19 protein-coding genes and 1 pseudogene are annotated in these 15,705 nt (G+C 75.1%); 13 read left to right on the top strand and 7 right to left on the bottom strand.

Annotated features, from left to right (window positions below; all coding sequences use genetic code 11):
• The 3 genes and pseudogenes from AC5L3Z_RS17350 to AC5L3Z_RS17360 form a co-directional block, all read left to right on the top strand.
• Positions 1-164, top strand: a pseudogene (locus AC5L3Z_RS17350) (hypothetical protein); the annotation flags it as partial.
• Complete coding sequence (locus AC5L3Z_RS17355) at positions 107-619, top strand: glycosyltransferase family 9 protein (RefSeq protein ID WP_494843721.1); 513 nt, start codon at positions 107-109, stop codon at positions 617-619. The pseudogene AC5L3Z_RS17350 and the gene AC5L3Z_RS17355, both read left to right, overlap by 58 nt.
• Before the next feature lie 22 nt (positions 620-641).
• A complete protein-coding gene (locus AC5L3Z_RS17360; RefSeq protein ID WP_494843255.1) occupies positions 642-1,505 on the top strand; it encodes an alpha/beta hydrolase family protein in 864 nt (287 codons plus the stop codon).
• A gap of 39 nt (positions 1,506-1,544) precedes the next feature.
• Here AC5L3Z_RS17360 and AC5L3Z_RS17365 read toward each other — a convergent pair whose 3' ends face one another.
• Complete coding sequence (locus AC5L3Z_RS17365) at positions 1,545-1,715, bottom strand: hypothetical protein (protein WP_334524928.1); 171 nt, start codon at positions 1,713-1,715, stop codon at positions 1,545-1,547.
• 190 nt (positions 1,716-1,905) lie between these two features.
• On the opposite strand from AC5L3Z_RS17365, the gene AC5L3Z_RS17370 reads away from it, so the two are divergent.
• Complete coding sequence (locus AC5L3Z_RS17370) at positions 1,906-2,532, top strand: hypothetical protein (RefSeq protein WP_334524931.1); 627 nt, start codon at positions 1,906-1,908, stop codon at positions 2,530-2,532.
• A gap of 117 nt (positions 2,533-2,649) precedes the next feature.
• Entirely contained in the window at positions 2,650-3,039 is a 390-nt protein-coding gene (locus AC5L3Z_RS17375) for a hypothetical protein (protein ID WP_494843256.1), read from the top strand.
• A gap of 59 nt (positions 3,040-3,098) precedes the next feature.
• Here AC5L3Z_RS17375 and AC5L3Z_RS17380 read toward each other — a convergent pair whose 3' ends face one another.
• Both AC5L3Z_RS17380 and AC5L3Z_RS17385 read right to left on the bottom strand, forming a co-directional pair.
• On the bottom strand, positions 3,099-3,275 hold the full coding sequence (locus AC5L3Z_RS17380) for a hypothetical protein (RefSeq protein WP_334616358.1): 177 nt from the start codon (positions 3,273-3,275) through the stop codon (positions 3,099-3,101).
• 56 nt (positions 3,276-3,331) lie between these two features.
• On the bottom strand, positions 3,332-4,228 hold the full coding sequence (locus tag AC5L3Z_RS17385; RefSeq protein ID WP_494843258.1) for a DUF72 domain-containing protein: 897 nt from the start codon (positions 4,226-4,228) through the stop codon (positions 3,332-3,334).
• Positions 4,229-4,348: 120 nt separating this feature from the next.
• On the opposite strand from AC5L3Z_RS17385, the gene AC5L3Z_RS17390 reads away from it, so the two are divergent.
• The 3 genes from AC5L3Z_RS17390 (at position 4,349) to AC5L3Z_RS17400 (ending at position 6,604) form a co-directional block, all read left to right on the top strand.
• The gene (locus AC5L3Z_RS17390) at positions 4,349-4,855 is read left to right on the top strand and encodes a DinB family protein (RefSeq protein ID WP_494843259.1); all 507 of its coding nucleotides are present in this window, start codon (positions 4,349-4,351) and stop codon (positions 4,853-4,855) included.
• Positions 4,856-4,981: 126 nt separating this feature from the next.
• Complete coding sequence (locus tag AC5L3Z_RS17395) at positions 4,982-5,794, top strand: hypothetical protein (protein WP_494843260.1); 813 nt, start codon at positions 4,982-4,984, stop codon at positions 5,792-5,794.
• Between the two features lie 57 nt (positions 5,795-5,851).
• Positions 5,852-6,604, top strand: a complete 753-nt coding sequence (locus AC5L3Z_RS17400; RefSeq protein ID WP_494843262.1) for a Pr6Pr family membrane protein — start codon at positions 5,852-5,854, stop codon at positions 6,602-6,604.
• 71 nt (positions 6,605-6,675) lie between these two features.
• Here AC5L3Z_RS17400 and AC5L3Z_RS17405 read toward each other — a convergent pair whose 3' ends face one another.
• Entirely contained in the window at positions 6,676-8,739 is a 2,064-nt protein-coding gene (locus AC5L3Z_RS17405) for an amylo-alpha-1,6-glucosidase (RefSeq protein ID WP_494843263.1), read from the bottom strand.
• Entirely contained in the window at positions 8,736-9,113 is a 378-nt protein-coding gene (locus AC5L3Z_RS17410) for an SCP2 sterol-binding domain-containing protein (RefSeq protein WP_494843265.1), read from the bottom strand. The genes AC5L3Z_RS17405 and AC5L3Z_RS17410 overlap by 4 nt, the downstream gene beginning before the upstream one ends.
• A 151-nt stretch (positions 9,114-9,264) precedes the next feature.
• Between AC5L3Z_RS17410 and AC5L3Z_RS17415 the strand changes: the two genes are divergently transcribed.
• The 3 genes from AC5L3Z_RS17415 (at position 9,265) to AC5L3Z_RS17425 (ending at position 11,345) form a co-directional block, all read left to right on the top strand.
• Positions 9,265-10,227: a glycoside hydrolase family 88 protein gene (locus AC5L3Z_RS17415; RefSeq protein ID WP_494843267.1), complete on the top strand. Its 963-nt coding sequence runs from the start codon at positions 9,265-9,267 to the stop codon at positions 10,225-10,227.
• Between the two features lie 135 nt (positions 10,228-10,362).
• On the top strand, positions 10,363-10,878 hold the full coding sequence (locus tag AC5L3Z_RS17420) for a 2'-5' RNA ligase family protein (protein ID WP_494843268.1): 516 nt from the start codon (positions 10,363-10,365) through the stop codon (positions 10,876-10,878).
• A gap of 74 nt (positions 10,879-10,952) precedes the next feature.
• A complete protein-coding gene (locus tag AC5L3Z_RS17425) occupies positions 10,953-11,345 on the top strand; it encodes an MmcQ/YjbR family DNA-binding protein (RefSeq protein WP_494843269.1) in 393 nt (130 codons plus the stop codon).
• 190 nt (positions 11,346-11,535) lie between these two features.
• Here the strand turns inward: AC5L3Z_RS17425 and AC5L3Z_RS17430 are convergent, their stop codons facing one another.
• Positions 11,536-12,612: an NYN domain-containing protein gene (locus tag AC5L3Z_RS17430; RefSeq protein ID WP_494843270.1), complete on the bottom strand. Its 1,077-nt coding sequence runs from the start codon at positions 12,610-12,612 to the stop codon at positions 11,536-11,538.
• Positions 12,613-12,847: 235 nt separating this feature from the next.
• On the opposite strand from AC5L3Z_RS17430, the gene AC5L3Z_RS17435 reads away from it, so the two are divergent.
• Together AC5L3Z_RS17435 and AC5L3Z_RS17440 are read left to right on the top strand one after the other, a co-directional pair.
• Positions 12,848-14,425 (top strand): Na+/H+ antiporter, encoded by a 1,578-nt coding sequence (locus AC5L3Z_RS17435; RefSeq protein ID WP_494843271.1) that lies wholly within the window; start codon positions 12,848-12,850, stop codon positions 14,423-14,425.
• A 226-nt stretch (positions 14,426-14,651) separates the two neighbouring features.
• A complete protein-coding gene (locus AC5L3Z_RS17440) occupies positions 14,652-15,077 on the top strand; it encodes a nuclear transport factor 2 family protein (RefSeq protein WP_494843272.1) in 426 nt (141 codons plus the stop codon).
• An 84-nt stretch (positions 15,078-15,161) separates the two neighbouring features.
• On the opposite strand, the gene AC5L3Z_RS17445 is transcribed toward AC5L3Z_RS17440, so the two are convergent.
• Positions 15,162-15,635 carry a molybdenum cofactor biosysynthesis protein gene (locus AC5L3Z_RS17445; RefSeq protein ID WP_494843273.1) on the bottom strand — a complete coding sequence of 158 codons (474 nt, stop codon included), beginning with the start codon at positions 15,633-15,635 and terminating at the stop codon, positions 15,162-15,164.
• Positions 15,636-15,705: the final 70 nt, after the last annotated feature.

The following is a 15,705-nucleotide window of genomic DNA, read 5'->3' on the forward strand; positions in this document are numbered from 1 at the left end:
GGTCGACCGCTGGTGCCGCCTGCTCGCCTGGTACGGCATCCCCACCGACCGCACCGACCTCACCCTGCACCGACCACCCCCCGGCCGGCTGCCCACCGGAGTCAGCATCGTCCACCCGGGAGCGAAGGCGGCGCAGCGGCGCTGGCCGCCGGCCCGGTTCGCCGAGGTGGCCCGCGCCCTCACCGCCCGTGGGCACCGGGTGGTGGTGACCGGGACGCCCGGCGAGCGGAGCACCGCCGAGCAGGTGTGCGCCCTGGCCGGGTTGCCCGCCGACGCGGTGCTGGCCGGGGAGACCGGGATCGGCGAGCTGGCCGCGCTGGTCTCCCACGCCCGCCTGGTCATCAGCGGCGACACCGGCATCGGACACCTCGCCACCGGCTACGCCACCCCGTCCGTACTGCTCTTCGGCCCCGTCCCGCCCGCCCAGTGGGGCCCACCCCCGGACCGGCCGTGGCACCAGGCGCTCTGGGTGGGGCCGCGCGAGCCGGTCGAGGAGGTGGCCGTGCACCCGGCGCTGGCGGCGCTGGACGTACCGGCGGTGCTGGCCGCGGTGGACCGGGTGGAACGGGTCGCGGCGCGGCGGGTCGAGCGCGCCGCGCCCTTGGCTACCCGCCGGTAGGTTGCCGCCGTAGGCTGCACCGGTGAGCGGCGAACCGGAGTACAGCCAGGAGTTCGTGGACGTCGACGGGGCACGGATCGGCATCCAGACCTATCCGGAACCGAACGGGCCGCCCGGAGCGCCGGTGGTGGTGCTCTGGCCGGCGATGGGCGTCCGGGCCCGGTACTACCGGCCGTTCGCCGCCGCGCTGCGCGCCGCCGGCCTGGCCGTGGTCGTGGCCGACCTGCGGGGCACCGGCGCGAGCACTCCCCCGCCCGGCCGGGCCAGCCGGTACGGCTACGCGGAGCTGGCCGGCGACGTGGGCGCGGTCCTGGAGGCGCTCAAGCCCCGGCTGGACGGCCGGACCCGGCTGCTGCTCGGGCACTCCCTCGGTGGGCAGGCGGCGCTGCTGCACCTCGCCCTGCACGGCTCCGCCGCCGTGGACGGGCTGGCCCTGCTCGCGGTGGGCGTGCCCTACTGGCGCGGCTATCCCGGCGCCCGGCGGTACGGCGTGCTGCCGTACACCCAGGGCATCGCGGCGGTCTCCCGCGTGCTCGGCGTCTGGCCGGGATGGGGGTTCGGCGGACGGCAGGCCCGCGGGGTGATCCGGGACTGGGCGCACACCGCGCGGATTGGGCGGTTCCCGGTGCTGGACGGGGTCGACGCCGAGGCCGCGGTGCGCCGGGTCGCCACTCCGGTGCTGGCGGTCAGCGTGGACGACGACCAGTACACCCCGCACGGCACGCTGGATCTGCTCTGCGCCAAGCTCACCGCGGCGCCGGTCACCCGGCACCGTTACACGGTCGCCGAGGCCGGCGTACCCCTGGACCACTTCACCTGGGTCCGCGCCGGCGGGCCGCTGGCCCGCCGGGTGGCCGACTTCGCCGCCACCCTGCCTCCCGGCTGACCTGCGGGCGGGCGACAGCTGGTCGCCCGCCCGGTGGGATCAGTCGAGTTGGTCGAGGGGGACCAGCTTCCCGTCCCGCTCCACCCGCACCTCGCCCCGCTCGGGCGGCGGGGGCTCCTGCTTGGTCTTGCGACGCGGGTCGCTGCCCGGGTGCATCAGCACCGCGTCGGTCGAGGCGGTCTTCTCGCGGCTCTCGTCCGGCTGCGTCATCCCGATCTCCTCCCTCTCGTTCCGTGCGGTTGCCTACCCGCCGGCCGGCGGTCGACTCCTGTCCGGGCCGGGCGGACCCGGACGGACGCCGCGAACGGGACGCCCTCCCGGTCCACCGGTCCGGATCGGATGAGTAGGAGGGTGAACGGCGGGTATGCCGCTGCGCCCGAATACGGTGGAGGGGGATCAGATGTCCGAACGGCACACCGCACTGCGCTCCATGCACGATCTGGGTCTGGCGGCCTGGTTCGGTGGCTCCCTGATGGGAGCCTTCGGCGTCAACGGCGCGGCCTCGCGGATCAGCGATTCGACCCAGCGGCTCCCGGTGGCCTCGGCGGGATGGGCCCGCTGGACCCCGGTCAACGCGGCGGCGATCGGCGCCCATCTGGCCGGCGCGGTGGGGGAACTGGCCGCGGAGAGCCCGCGGGTCTTCTCCCAGGCCGGGGTGGGGAAGGTGAGCGCGCTCAAGACGGCGCTCACCGTCGGCGCGCTCGCGGTCACCGGGTACAGCCGGTTGCTCGGCATGAAGTTGGAGAAGGCCGGCGCCTCGCCGGTCGGGGGGACCACCGAGCCGAACCACCAGACCCCGGCCGACGTGGCATCCTGTCAGCGGCAGATGAAGCTGCTGCAGTGGACGATCCCGGCGCTGACCGGGGCGTTGATCGTGGTCACCTCGTACATGGGTGAGCAGCAGAAGCCCGGCCAGGTGTTCCGCGGGGTCTTCGGCCGCGCGGGCGGGATGTTGAGCGCGCCCGCGACGATCGGGAAGCTGGCGACGATGGGCGCGGGGAAGCGCCGGATGGCCATGGCGGGCTGACCGCCCTACCCGACCCGGCCGGCGCGGGGGCGGGCCGTCGCACGCCGACGGCGGCCCCGCCGGCCGGTCGGGCGGCCTGGACGGACAGTCGGGACCACGACGACCAGTGAGGTGGCCATGACGGCGAACGAGGCACCGAGGGGCGGCGCCGGACGCGGACCGGAATCCGCCGCTCCCTGGGGCACCACCGACGGTTTCGACGCCGACCCGCCCTGGGGCGCCGGCGAGCACGACCCGATGGACGAGGGCAGCGAGGAGACCGCCGTGCCCGAGGGACGGCGGGGTGACCGCCGGGCCGGTGCGGCCGCGGCGCCGACCGGCCCGGCCGGTCGGCACGGCTTCGGCCCGGTCGAGCCGACCCGCTTCATCGAGGCGGGACCGGGCGCCCCGCCCGATCCGGCCCCCTCCCGCCGCACCTTCCCCGACGACTCGGTGGGCGGGGACCTGCCCGACAACGCCCTGGAGGAGGAGACCGCGATGCGCCCGGAGGGCGTCATCCGGGACTGACCCCGACAGCGCGACGCCCGGGGTGCCGCCGTCGCGGCGGCACCCCGGGCGAGGACCGGTCAGGAGCCGGTGCCGTCCTCGTCACCGCCCGGCCCCGGCGGCGGCTCGGCGACCGGGCGGCCGGCCTCGTCCACCAGTCCGGGCGCCATGCTGCCGCCGTGTGCCTCCTCGGCCTCGCGCACCTGCCGGGCCCGCGCGTCGTCCGGTACGCCCGGCCGCCGTGGCTCCTCGCTCATCGCCGCACCTCCTGTCGTCGAGACGGCGGTACCCGGCCGGCGAAGCGACAAACCGGTCAGACGGCGGCGCGCTGGGCGGCCGGGGCCAGGCCGAGCAGCGCGCCGAGCCGCCCCGCGTCCCGCTGGGCCTGGCCCTCGCAACAGTTGTTGAACAGCACGTGCAGCTCCCCCGCGTCCCGCGCCAGGTCGGTCAGCAGCTCGGCCCACCGGCCCAGCTCGTCGTCGGAGTAGGCGTACCGGAACCGGTCCTCCTTGCTGCCGCCCACCCACTCGGCGCTGTGCCCGTGGAAGCGGACCATCGCCGGCTCGGCGGTCGCCGTCATCATGGGCGGCACCGACGAGGGATGGCCCTGCGGCATGTCGACGCAGACCATGGTGAGGTCGTGGTCGCGCAGGAAGGTCACCGTCTCGGCCGCGGCCGCACCGTCGAACCAGGAGCCGTGCCGCAGCTCCACCGCGACCCGCCAGGGCCGGCACCGCCGCGCCAGCTCCACGATCCGCCGTCGGGCGCGCTCGCCGCGCACCAGCCACGGCGGGAACTGCAGCAGCACCACGCCGAGCCGGTCGGCCGCCGCGAGCGGGTCCAGCGCCGCGCGGAACCGGGCCCACAGCTCCTCGTACGACGACTCGGGCAGGTCCCGCTGGCGGACGCGGGCCGGACCGGAGTCGGGCCGCAGGTCCCTGGGCAGCATGGACACCGGGGTCGGGTGGCCGGTGAAGAGGCTGAACGCCTTGACGTCGAAGGTGAACCCGTCCGGGGTGGCCTCGACCCAGCCGGCGGTGGTCTCCGGCGCCGGTACGGCGTAGTAGGAGGTGTCCACCTCGACCAGCCCGAACCGTCCGGCGTAGAAGCCGAGCCGGTCGGCGGGGGTCCTCGCGGTGCGGGGGTACCAGCCCGAGCGCAGCAGGGACGCATCCGCCCAGGACGACGTGCCGACCTTGATTACCGCCATGTAGTTCAGTGCACCGCCACCCGGCCGGATCGGCAACCGCTGACGACCGCGTGACCTACCCGGAATCGTCGGTGGGCCGCCCTAGGGTGGGCACCGACGACATCGACGGAAGGCGGACCGATGACCACTTCGGAGCGGGTGCTCACCGACGAGCGGGCGGATCTGACCCAGACCCTGGGCCGGCACCGGGGCTTCCTGCGGCACACCGTGCGGGGCCTCACCGACGAGCAGGCGGCGGCCCGGACGACGGTCAGCGAGTTGTGCCTGGGCGGCCTGATCAAGCACGTGGCCGTCACCGAGGAGCGGTGGGCGTGGTTCATGGTCGGCGGCGCCGAGGCGATGCAGAAACAGCCGGTCGACTGGGCGGCCGCGTTCCGGATGACCGAGGGCGAGACGCTGGCCGGTCTGCTCGACCGCTACGCCGAGGTCGCGGCCCGCACCGACGAGCTGATCGCCACCGTCGACCTCGACGCGTCGCACCCGCTGCCGGCCGCGCCCTGGTTCGAGCCGGGCGCGCGCTGGTCGGCGCGGCGCGTGGTGCTGCACCTCATCGCGGAGACCTCGCAGCACGCCGGGCACGCCGACATCCTGCGCGAGGCCACCGACGGGGCCAGGACGATGGGCTGAGCCCGGGGGCGACCCGGCTGCCCCGGGTCACGGGGTGGCGACCGGCCCCTGACCTGGCGTGATCAGCGCCACCCGGGAGCCCTGTGGTGTGACGTCCCACGGCCTGCTGGCGCTGAGGGACACGAGATGAAAGCACATGGCATCGACCAGGAAACCGTCGAGCGGCTGCTCGGCGGGCCGGTCGTGAACCCGCAGGACGGCCCAGGGCCCCTCGTGGCGCTCCTGACCGCGGTTCGCGCCGCGCCCCACCCCGACGAACTGCGCGGAGAGAGCGACGCCGTGCAGGCGTTCCGGAGGGCGCGCGCCGGGTTGCCGCTGCCCGTGCCGAGCCGTCCCGCCCGGCCGCGTGCGCTGGCCGGGTTGGCCGGGCTGAAGGTCGCCCTGGCCGCGCTCGCCGTGACCGCCACGGGCGGGGTCGCGCTGGCCGCCGCCACCGACACGCTGCCGGGTCCGCTGGACCGCACCGACGACCGGCCCTCCGTCCCGTCGGCCGCCCCGGGCCTGATCTCCCCGACCAGCTCCCGCCCCGGACGCTCGGCCCCGCCGTCCACCGTGGAGTCGCGGCGCCCGACGCCCGACGCCGCGATACTCGGGCTCTGCCGCGCCTACCGTGCGGACGCCGGCGACAACCCGGGCCGGACCCTGGAGAACCCGGTCTTCACCGACCTGATCACCAGCGCCGGAGGCCGCGACAAGGTCGCCGACTACTGCGAGCAGGCCGTGGCGGACCGGGACGACCCCGACGCGTCGCCGGATCCGACCACCGGCCGCCCGGGCTCGGCACCCGGGACCCGGCCGAGCGGCAGGGCGTCACACGAACCGGCCAGACCCACCCCGGCCGGCAAGCCGAGCGTCCCCGCCCCGGCCCCGAGCACCCCGCCGGGCCTGGACGACACCCCGGCGGGCCGGCGCACGCCGCGGGGCCCGGGTCCCCGCTGACCACCCGCCCGACGACGCCGCCGGGCTGGTGACCGTACCGGCTGGTAACGTGCCCCGATGAGTCTGCGACGTCGACGGGCGGCGATGGCCCTCCGCCTCACGATCGCCCTCGGCGTGCTGGCGGGGGTCGTGCTCACCGCGCTCGGCCCTGCCACGGTCACCGGCCTGTTGCCGTACTTCACCATCCAGAGCAACGTGGCGGTGGGACTCCTCGCCGGCTACGCCGCCTGGCGGGCCGCCCGGGACCGACCCGAACCGCCGTCGGCGCTCAAGGGCGCGGTCACCCTCTACATCACCATCACCGGGGTGGTGTACCACCTGGTGCTGGCCAACCCCGCCAGCCCGTTCGCGATGGCGCAGCCCGACCGGGCGCTCGGCGAGGCGCTGGGCAACCAGTTCCTGCACACGATCGTGCCGCTGCTGGCGATCGCCGACTGGACGCTGTTCGACCGACGCGGCCGGCTGCGCCCGCGGTACGCCGCCTGGTGGCTGGCCTTTCCGCTGGCGTACCTGGGGTTCGCGCTGGTGCGCGGGCTGATCGTGCACCGGTACCCGTACCCGTTCCTCGACGCCGGGCGGCTCGGCTACGACGGCGTCTCGGTCAGCACCGTCTTCTTCGCCGTCACGTTCTGGCTGCTCGGCCTGCTCTTCGTCGGCGTCGACCGCGGGTTGTCCCGCCGGGCCGCCGCGCGACCCACGGGCGGAACGGTGCTCCCCGCCCCCGACGACGCCGCGCCGGAGCCGGTCGGCGACGCCGCGCCGGAGCCGGTCGGGGGCGTCACGCCGGACGCGTCCGCCGGCCGGCGCTGAACCGCCGCCGGTCCGGTCGCCGGACGGTGGCGGTCGCCGGGCGCGACGGCATTGCGCGGGAAGCGGGCCGGTCAGCGTAGGCGGGGCCGGCGGCCCCGGGCTTCGGAGCGGTCCCGGCCGTACGCGTCGGCATGCCCCCACCGGCCCGGCACGTCCAGCAGCTCGACGCGGCCGAAGCCCTCTGGCAGGGCCGGGTTGACCAGCAGGTTGTCCCCGCACGGCCGCAGGCCGAGCACCGTGCCGAGCAGCATCAGCAGCGCGCCGGAGGACCAGGACTGCGGGCGGCCGGCGAACGGCAGCTGCACCGGATACTTGGTGACCGCGCGCGGGTAGCCGGCGATCGCCTCGGGCAGCGGCCCGCCGAGCACCTCGGCCACGGCGAAGATGCCGGCCGCGACCCGGGCCGCCTCCTCGTCGTGGCGGTACCGGCGCAGCCCGGCGGCGATCAGCGAGTTGTCCGAGGGCCACACCGCACCCAGGTGCACGCCGACCGGGTTGTACGGGCGCTCGCCCTCGGCGAGGGTGCGCACCCCCCAGCCGGAGAAGAGCCGCGGCCCGAGCAGGTGGCCGGCGAGCGCGGCGGACCGCTCCTCGGCGACGATCCCGCTCCACAACAGGTGCCCCAGGTTGGACGAGAGCACCCGCACCGGGGTCCCGTCCGGCTCCAGGGCCAGCGCGTAGTACTCCAGGTCCGGCAGCCAGAAGTCCCGGTTGAAGCGCTCCTTGAGCGCGGCGGCCTCCCGCTCCAGCCGGTCGGCGTACGCCGGGTCGTGCCAGAACTCCCGGGCCAGCCGGGCGCCGCGGATCTTCGCGTCGTAGGCGTACCCCTGGAGTTCACACGTCGCCCGGGGGAACTCCGGCTCCCGTCCGTCGGCGTGCACGATCGCGTCGGGCGAGTTCTTCCAGGCCTGGTTGACCAGTCCGTTGCGCAGGTTGCGGCGCTGGTAGCGCAGGTAGCCGTCACCGGTCAGGTCGCCGTACTCGTCGATCCAGTCCAGCGCCATCCGGGCCGGGTGGCGCAGCTGCCGGACCAGCGCGGTGTCGCCGGACCAGCGCTCGTACTCGTCGAGCAGGATCACGAAGAGCGGGGTGGTGTCGGCGGCGCCGTAGTAGAGCGCGGTCGGCTGGTCGTCGAAGCCGGCGGCCTCGCCGTAGCGCAGCTCGGCGAGGATCTTGCCCGGCTCCTCGTCGTGGTAGTCGTCGAGCTGTCCGCCCTGCAGCAGGGCGAGCAGCCGCAGCGTGGTCGAGGTCAGCTCGGGGGTGAACGGCAGGGTCTGCAGGCAGGTCACCAGGGCGTCCCGGCCGTACAGGGCCATTCCCCAGGGCAGCCCGCCCACCGGCACCCGCCCGGCCATCGACAGCGGCTCGTAGCAGAGCGCGGCCAGGTCGGTCAGCGCGCCCTCGTACGCCGCGGGCAGCGCGCTGCGTTGGGCGACCAGCTGTGGCGCGCGGTCCAGCCAGCCGCGCAGCTCCTCGCGCATGTCATGACGGACCCGTTGGCGGTGCGACTCCAGGCTCGCCCGCATGTCCCGGCCGCCCTCGCCGCGGATGGCCATCCCGACGTGCAGGTCGGTGATCCACTGGCCGTGCGGCGGGACGCTGATCCGGTACGTCAGGCCACCCCGGTCCACCTCGGCGGGGGCGGTGCTGGAGACGATCGTCTCCCGGCTGAACCGCTCCCGCTCGTAGCGCAGCCGCAGCACCCCGTCGTCGGAACGGGCGCTCACCGTGGTGTGTCGGGGCGGCAGGTCACTGATCTCGGCGGTGTCGGCGAAGTCGGCACCGACCTCCATCCGCACGACCAGGTGGGCCGGCTCGGCGCCGTGGTTGAGCACCGTGATCCGCTCGGTGAAGCTGTCGTCGAGCGAACGGTGCCGGATCACCGACAGGTCGGCGTCGACGTAGTGGCTGGCGGCGCCGGGGACCAGGAGGAACCGGGTCTCGAAGTAGGCCGTCTCGTCACGGGAGAGGGTGTGCAGCCGCTCCCCGTCGACGGTGAGCACCCAGCGCGACAGGAAACGGGTGTCGAAGGAGAAGAGCCCCACCGGGACGCGGGGGTCCACCTCGATGTCGCCGTGGGAGTCGCTGACCGCGAAGACGTTGCCGGCGATGACGCAGACCCGCTCCTGCCTCACCGGTGCCCGTCCCGTCGCCGGCCGACCTCCCGGGGATGCCGCGCGCCGGCGGGGCCGGGGAAGATCCGTCGGAGCGCCATCAGCAGCCGCATGTCGCCCCGCACGCTGATCTCGTTGCGCACCAGCGCCGCCGCCACGTGGGTCTGCCCGGTGGCCAGCCGGTCGAAGGCCGACCGGTCCGCGCTGACCACCAGCTCCGCCTCCTCGGCCGACCGACTGACGGTCACGCGCTGGTCGTGGATGGTGAGGTACCAGTGCTCCGTGTGACCGTCGTCGCGCAGGTCGAGGCGCAGCGTGCCGGCGGTGGTCTCCGGCAGGTCGGGCCGCCGCGCGGGGTCGAGCCGTTCGAGCTGCTCCGTCACCGACGACGCCATCGCTGCCCCTCCCCCGGTCCGTACGGTGCACGCTCGAGGACGATCGCAGGCGAGGGGGTGACCCCGGCTCACCCGCTGCGGGTGAAACTCCCTGCTCGTCGAAGGCGCGGCAGCCGGCGGAACGGGGTACCCGCAGGGACGGGAGGGCGAGATGCGCGCACTGGAGGACCGACGGACCGCACGGGTGCTGGCGGCGCTGCTGGCGATGCAGCGGCAGTCCTGGGAGCAGGGGGTGGCGGCGCACGCGCTGCTCGACCTCGGTCTGGACGACGAGGCGGTGCTGCTGGCCCACGCCGCGGTCACCCGGCAGCACCCGGACGGCCGGCTCGGTGACGTGTCGGGCGAGGACGGCGCGGTCAACGGCGCGGCCTGCGTCGAGGCGGTCCGGCACGCCGCGCTCGCCGATCCGGGCGGTCGCTGGTCGCCGGCGCTGGACCGGCAGCTCGACTGGCTGCTCACCCGGGCGCCCCGGGCCGCCGACGGCACCCTGTTCCACCTGCTCGGCAACCGGCAGGTCTGGGCGGACACGGTGTACATGGTGGTGCCGGCGCTGGCCCGCTGCGGCCACCCCGCGCGGGCGGCCGCGCAGGTGCACGGCCATCGCCGCCGGCTGCACGACGACCGCAGCGGCCTCTACGCCGCGCGGTGGGACGAGGACCGCGGCGTGCGGGTGCGTCCGGAGCACTGGGGCACCGGCAACGGGTGGGTCGTCGCCGGCATCGCCCGCGCACTGCGCCCGCCGGTGGACTGGCCGGCGGGGGCCCGGGCGGAGCTGGCCGGACACGCCCGGCAGGTGCTCGACGCCGCCCTGGCCCACCGCCGCGCCGACGGGCTCTTCCACGACGTGCTCGACGACCCGGCCACCTTCGTCGAGACCAACGCGGCGCAGATGCTGGCGTACGCGACGTTGACCGGCGCCACCGACGGCTGGCTGCCGCCGTCGTACGCCGACACCGGGCGGGACCTGCTCGCCACCGCCGAACGGCAGGTCGACGCGCACGGGATGGTGACCCCGGTCAGCGGCGCGCCGGACTTCGCGCGCCCCGGCACGTCGCCCGAGGCGCAGGCGTTCCACCTGCTCGCCCGGGCGGCCCGGCGCCGCGCCGACGGGTGACGGTCACGCCGAGCGGGCCGGGTGCGCCGTAGGGATGCGGGCGGCCGGTCATCCACCCTGGCCGGTCACCGCTCCGGTTCGCCGCCCGGTACCGCCGGCGCGGGGCGGTGAACGCCCGGGCTCTAGGGTGATCACGTGGTCGCGGCGCTGGAGCTCTATCTGGACACCGACGCCACCCGGCGCGTCCGGGTGCTCTGGGACGCCCTGGAGGCCGAGGGCGTGCAGAGCATGCGGTCCCTGCTGGCGCAGCGGCACCGGCCGCACGTCTCGCTCGCGGTGGCGCCGCGCTTCGACCCGGACCGGGTCGCCGAGGCGCTGCGCGGAACGGTGGTGGCCGCCCCGCTGCGGCTGCGCTTCGAGCACGCCGGGCAGTTCGTCGGGCGGGTGCTCTGGTTGGGTGTGACGCCGACCGCCGAGCTGCTGGCCCACCACGCCCTGGTGCACGAGCGGCTGGCCGGGGCCGGGATCGAGCTGGCCGAGCAGTACCGGCCGGGACGCTGGGTGCCGCACTGCACGCTCTCCATGCGGGTGCCGAACACGCTGATGGCCGCGGCCGTACGCCGCTGTCTGGAGGTGCTGCCGCTGGAGGCGACGGTGGTCGGCGCGGCGCTCGCCGACCACGCGCGGGACATCACCCGTCCACTGCCCTGACCCGCCACCCCGGGGCCCCGCCGCGCCGACGGCGGCGGGCGTCCCGGCGACGCCGACGGACGTATCGTGAGCCCATGGCCACCTGGGAGGACGTACGCCGGATCGCGCTCGCGCTGCCGGAGACGACGGAGCGGCCGTCGCACGACGGCCTGCCGGCCTGGCGGGTACGGGACAGGCACTTCGTCTGGGAACGGCCGCTGCGGCGGACGGACCTCGCCGCCCTCGGCGAGGACGCGCCGGACGGGCCGATCCTCGGCGCGCAGGTGCCCGACCTCGGCGCGAAGGAGGCGCTGCTCGCCGACGATCCGGCGGTCTACTTCACCACCCCGCACTTCGACGACTACCCGGCGGTCCTGGTCCGGCTGGACCGGATCGCCCTGCCGGAGCTGACCGAGCTCGTGCTGGAGGCCTGGTACGCCCGCGCGCCGAAACGCCTCGCCGCCGCCTACCGCGCCGACCTGCCCTGAGGCGGGGCGGCCGGCCCCGCCGCTCACGGCTGTCCGACCCCCCGCCCCCGGCTGCGGGCGCGACGCGAGAGATCGCGCTCGAACATGGAAGTAGTGGCCTCCCAGCGTCGGGGAGGCCACTACTTCCTGGATCGAGCGCGATCTTGGGCGCGAGGGCAGCTCGCGGCCCCGGCGGGGGCCGTCGGCGCGGTCACGAAGTGGGTGTGGTGAGCAGGTAGTCGTCGGCGTCGGGGCTCCACCGCAGGTCGACGATGCCGCTGGTCGCCGCCGCCTTGCAGAACTGGAGGAAGCTGCGGTAGCCGAGCTTCTTCTCGCTGAAGTCGGGCCGCGCCCGGCGCAGCTGGTTCTTCAGGCCGGAGAGCGCCACCGCGCCGTCGTCGCCGGCCAGGTCCCGGACCACGGAGCCCAGGAGCCCGAAGGCCACCTCCCGATCGCCGTGCTCGGGCAGGGAGACCTCGGGGTCGCCCTTGGCCGGGCCCTCCGCCAGCTCGACCACGTTGCGCTCGGCGAGGTGCCGCAGCAGTTCGCCGAAGGTGCGGAACCCGTAGTCGGACTCGCTGAAGGTGGGATCCTTCCTCAGCAGCGTGCGCTTCAACGTGGAGGCGGTCACCTCACCGCTGGAGCTGCCCTGGAGACCGGCCACCGTCTGCGCCACGAAGACGGACAGCGTGTCGACGTCGCGTACCGGTTCCTCGACGGCCGGCGCCAGCTCCGGCTCCTGCTCCACCTGCGGCGTCTCCGGGCTGGGCAGCCGCGCCGGACGGGTCCGGCGGCTACGCGCCGGCGGGACGTCTACACCCTCCAGCCGGTCGTAGTAGAGGAACTCGTCGCAGGCGGGCGGGAGCAGCGCCGAGGTGGACTTCTCGACCCCGACGCCGATCACCCGCTTGTTCAGCTCGCGGAGCTTGTGCACCAGCGGGGTGAAGTCGCTGTCGCCGGTGCAGATGACGAACGTGGAGATGTACTGGCGCTCGAACGCCAGCTCGACGGCGTCCACGGCCATCTTGATGTCGGCGGCGTTCTTGCGCGACGCGCCCATCCGCTGCGGCATCTCGATCAGCTCGACGTGCGACCGGGTCAGCATCCGGCGGTCCTCGTCGAAGTACGACCAGTCCGCGTACGCCCGGCGGACCACCACCCGCCCCCGCTCGGCCAGCGCGTCGGCGATGGGACGCAGGTCGAAGACCATGCCGCCGAGGTGCTCACGGGCACCCAGCGCGAGGTTCTCGTAGTCGAGGAACAGGGCGATGCGGTCTTCTTGATCCACGTGGCCAGGGTACGCGGTCGCGGGCCCGCGGCCCGGTCGGTCAACCGGGCGCGCGGCCTGACCGTCGGCCACGCACCGTGAAATCGACCGTTCTCCCCTGCCTCGTCCGGCAGCCGTACCACGATGTCGGAGTGGCACACGACCGGCGCGGGCGCTCCGCGACGCCGCGTGGCGGACCGCCGTCCGGCCGCCGCGACCGGCGGGGCCGGGCGTGGCCGTGGCCCGGGAGTACGAGGTGAGCCCCCTCCTGTTGATCGTGGTGCTGGGCGCCACGGTGCTGGTCGGCACCACCCTCGGTGGTCGGTACAGCGTGGCCCCGCCGGTCCTGCTCATCACCATGGGCGCGCTGCTGGCGCTCCTTCCGCCGCTGTCGCACGTGGTGCTGGACCCCGAGGTGGTGCTGCTGCTGTTCCTGCCGGCGATCCTCTACCGGGAGAGCCTCGTCGTCAGCCTGCGGGAGATCCGCGCCAACCTCCCGGTGATCGCGTTGCTCGCGGTGGCGCTGGTGGCGGTGACGATGGTCGTGGTGTCGCTGGTCGCGCAGCGGCTCGGCGTCGCGCCGGCCGCGGCCTGGGTGCTGGGCGCGGTGCTGGCGCCGACCGACGCCGCGGCGGTCGCCGGCCTGGCGAAGCGGATGCCCCGGCGGGTCCTGACCACCCTGCGCGCGGAGAGCCTGATCAACGACGGGACCGCGCTGGTGCTCTTCTCCGTCGCGGTCGGCCTGATCGCGGGGGGCACCTGGCCCGACGCCCCCCACCTGCTCGGCCGGTTCGCCGGGTCGGCGCTCCTGGGCGTCGCCGCCGGCCTGCTGACCGCCGGGGTGGTGATCCTGATCCGTCGCCGCCTCGACGACCCGCTGCGCGAGGGCGCGCTGAGCGTCATGACGCCGTTCGCCGCGTTCCTCCTCGCGGAGCTCGTCCACGCCAGCGGAGTCCTGGCGGTGGTGGTGGCGGGCCTGATCATCTCCTACGTGCAGCCCCGGATCATCCGGGCCCGCTCCCGGGTGCTGGCGTACACCTTCTGGGACCTCACCACGTTCCTGATCAACGGCGCTCTCTTCGTCCTGGTCGGCCTGCAAATCCCCCGGGCGGTGGAATCGATCACCAGCACGTCGACGGCGCAGGCGCTGATCATCGCGGTGGTGGTGACCGGCGTCATCATGGCCACCCGGATGATCTGGGTGCACCTGACCGCGTACCCCGTCCGCTTGCTCGACCGGCGGGCGACGCAGCGGGACCGCCGCGACGGGTGGCGGATCCGGACGGCGTCCGGGTGGGCGGGTTTCCGGGGCGCGGTGTCCCTGGCGGCGGCGCTGGCCGTGCCGATGACGACCACGTCGGGGGCGCTGGTCGAGGAGCGCGACCTGATCGTCTTCTGCACGGCGGTGGTCATCGTGCTGACGATGCTGGTCCAGGGGATCACCCTGCCGGCGGTGGTCAGCTGGGCGGGCCTGACGGGTGACGTGGAACGCGAGCACGAGGTCCGGCGGGCCAGAGCGGCCGCCACCCGGGCGGGCCTGGCGGCGTTGCCGGAGGTCGCCGCCGGGCTGGGCGTCGGGGCGGACACCGTAGAGCGGCTCCGCTCCGACTACCAGCGCCACCTGGAGGACACCCTCGCCGCCGGCGCGGACCAGGAGGCGGCCCGGGTCGGAGAGCTGGACCGCCGGCTGCGGCTCAGTGTGCTGGAGCACAAGCGCCGCGAGGTCACCCGGCTGCGCGACAACAACGAGATCGACGACGCGGTGCTGCGGGAGGTGCAGGCCGCGCTGGACATCGAGGAGATCCGGCTGCTGGGACCGGAGGCCATCGACTGAGCGGGCACCCCCACAACCGATCGGTACGGAAATTTGGCGGCGGGCGGCGGGGCTGCTAGCGTCGGCTGCCGTACCGATCGGTACTGAATAGATCCACGAACCGCGGGGAGACGTCGGCGCAGGTCGGGCAGGCGCCCCCTCGGCCGGCGACCCGTTCGCAGCACCGGAGGCGACCCGTGCCCGGCAGACACCGGTGCGGATCCCTCCCGACACACCGGAGGTAGCAATGTCGCAGCACACCCAGGAGGAGAGCGTCCGCGAGACCGTCGGGACGTTCTTCCGCCTGCTCGGCGAGGGGGACGCCGACGGCGTCGCCGACGTCTTCGCCGAGGAGATCGACTGGCTCGTGCCGGGCGACGAGCGGCTGCCCTGGGTCGGCCGTCGCTCCCGTCGCGAGGAGGTGCCCGAGTACTTCAAGCTGCTGTGGCCCGCCCTCGTCGCCGGCGCCAGCGAGATCACCTTCGACAAGGTTCTCGTCGACGGCGCCGACGCCGTGGCACTGGGCCACTTCACCCACACGGCGAAGGCGACCGGCCGCCGGTTCGACACCCCCGTCGCCTTCCACTTCACCGCGGCCGACGGCAAGCTCGTGCGCCTGCACCTGTACGAGGACACCTACGCCGTGTCCCGGGCGATGGACGTCACCGGCTGACGAGCGCCCACCGCCGGCCCGGCCCCCGAGGGCGCCCCACCCAGCCCGCTGCGGGGGTGGGTACGGCGCCCCGGTGGTGACCGGTCAGCCGTCGACGCGGACCTCGACCGGACCGACGCGCAGGATGCCGTCGTTCAGGGGTGAGCAGCGGATGCCGCCCCGGCCGCGCAGCGCCTTCCACATGCCCGGGCCGACGCTGACGTCCATCCAGGCGCACGGTCGCGCCGGCCCGTGGACCCGCAGGCTGACCGGGCCGTCTCCGGAGTCGAGGGTCAGCACGGACCCCACCAGCTCGTCCACGGCGATGCCGGTGGTGAGGACGTTGCGCCGGACCTGCGCCAGGCCGACGCCGGGTGGCAACGACTCCTGAGCGATCACGGTCACGCTCGCCTCGCGGTGCGCCGCCTTGCCGAAGTACCGGTCACCGACGATGCCGAGGCCGGCCCGGAGCCGGACCCGGTCGACCAGTTCGCCGGGCGGGGCCGGGGCCGGGCCGTCCGCGGGCCGGCCCACGTAGCGGTGCACGGGCGAGGCCAGCAGCTGGACGATGCGCGGCATGGCAGCGATTCTACGAAGCACGCCGCGCCGCCGAGTTCGATCGCGCGACCCCGCCGCCGGGCACGGCCGG

The sequence above is a fragment of the Micromonospora sp. LZ37 genome (genome assembly GCF_059359015.1).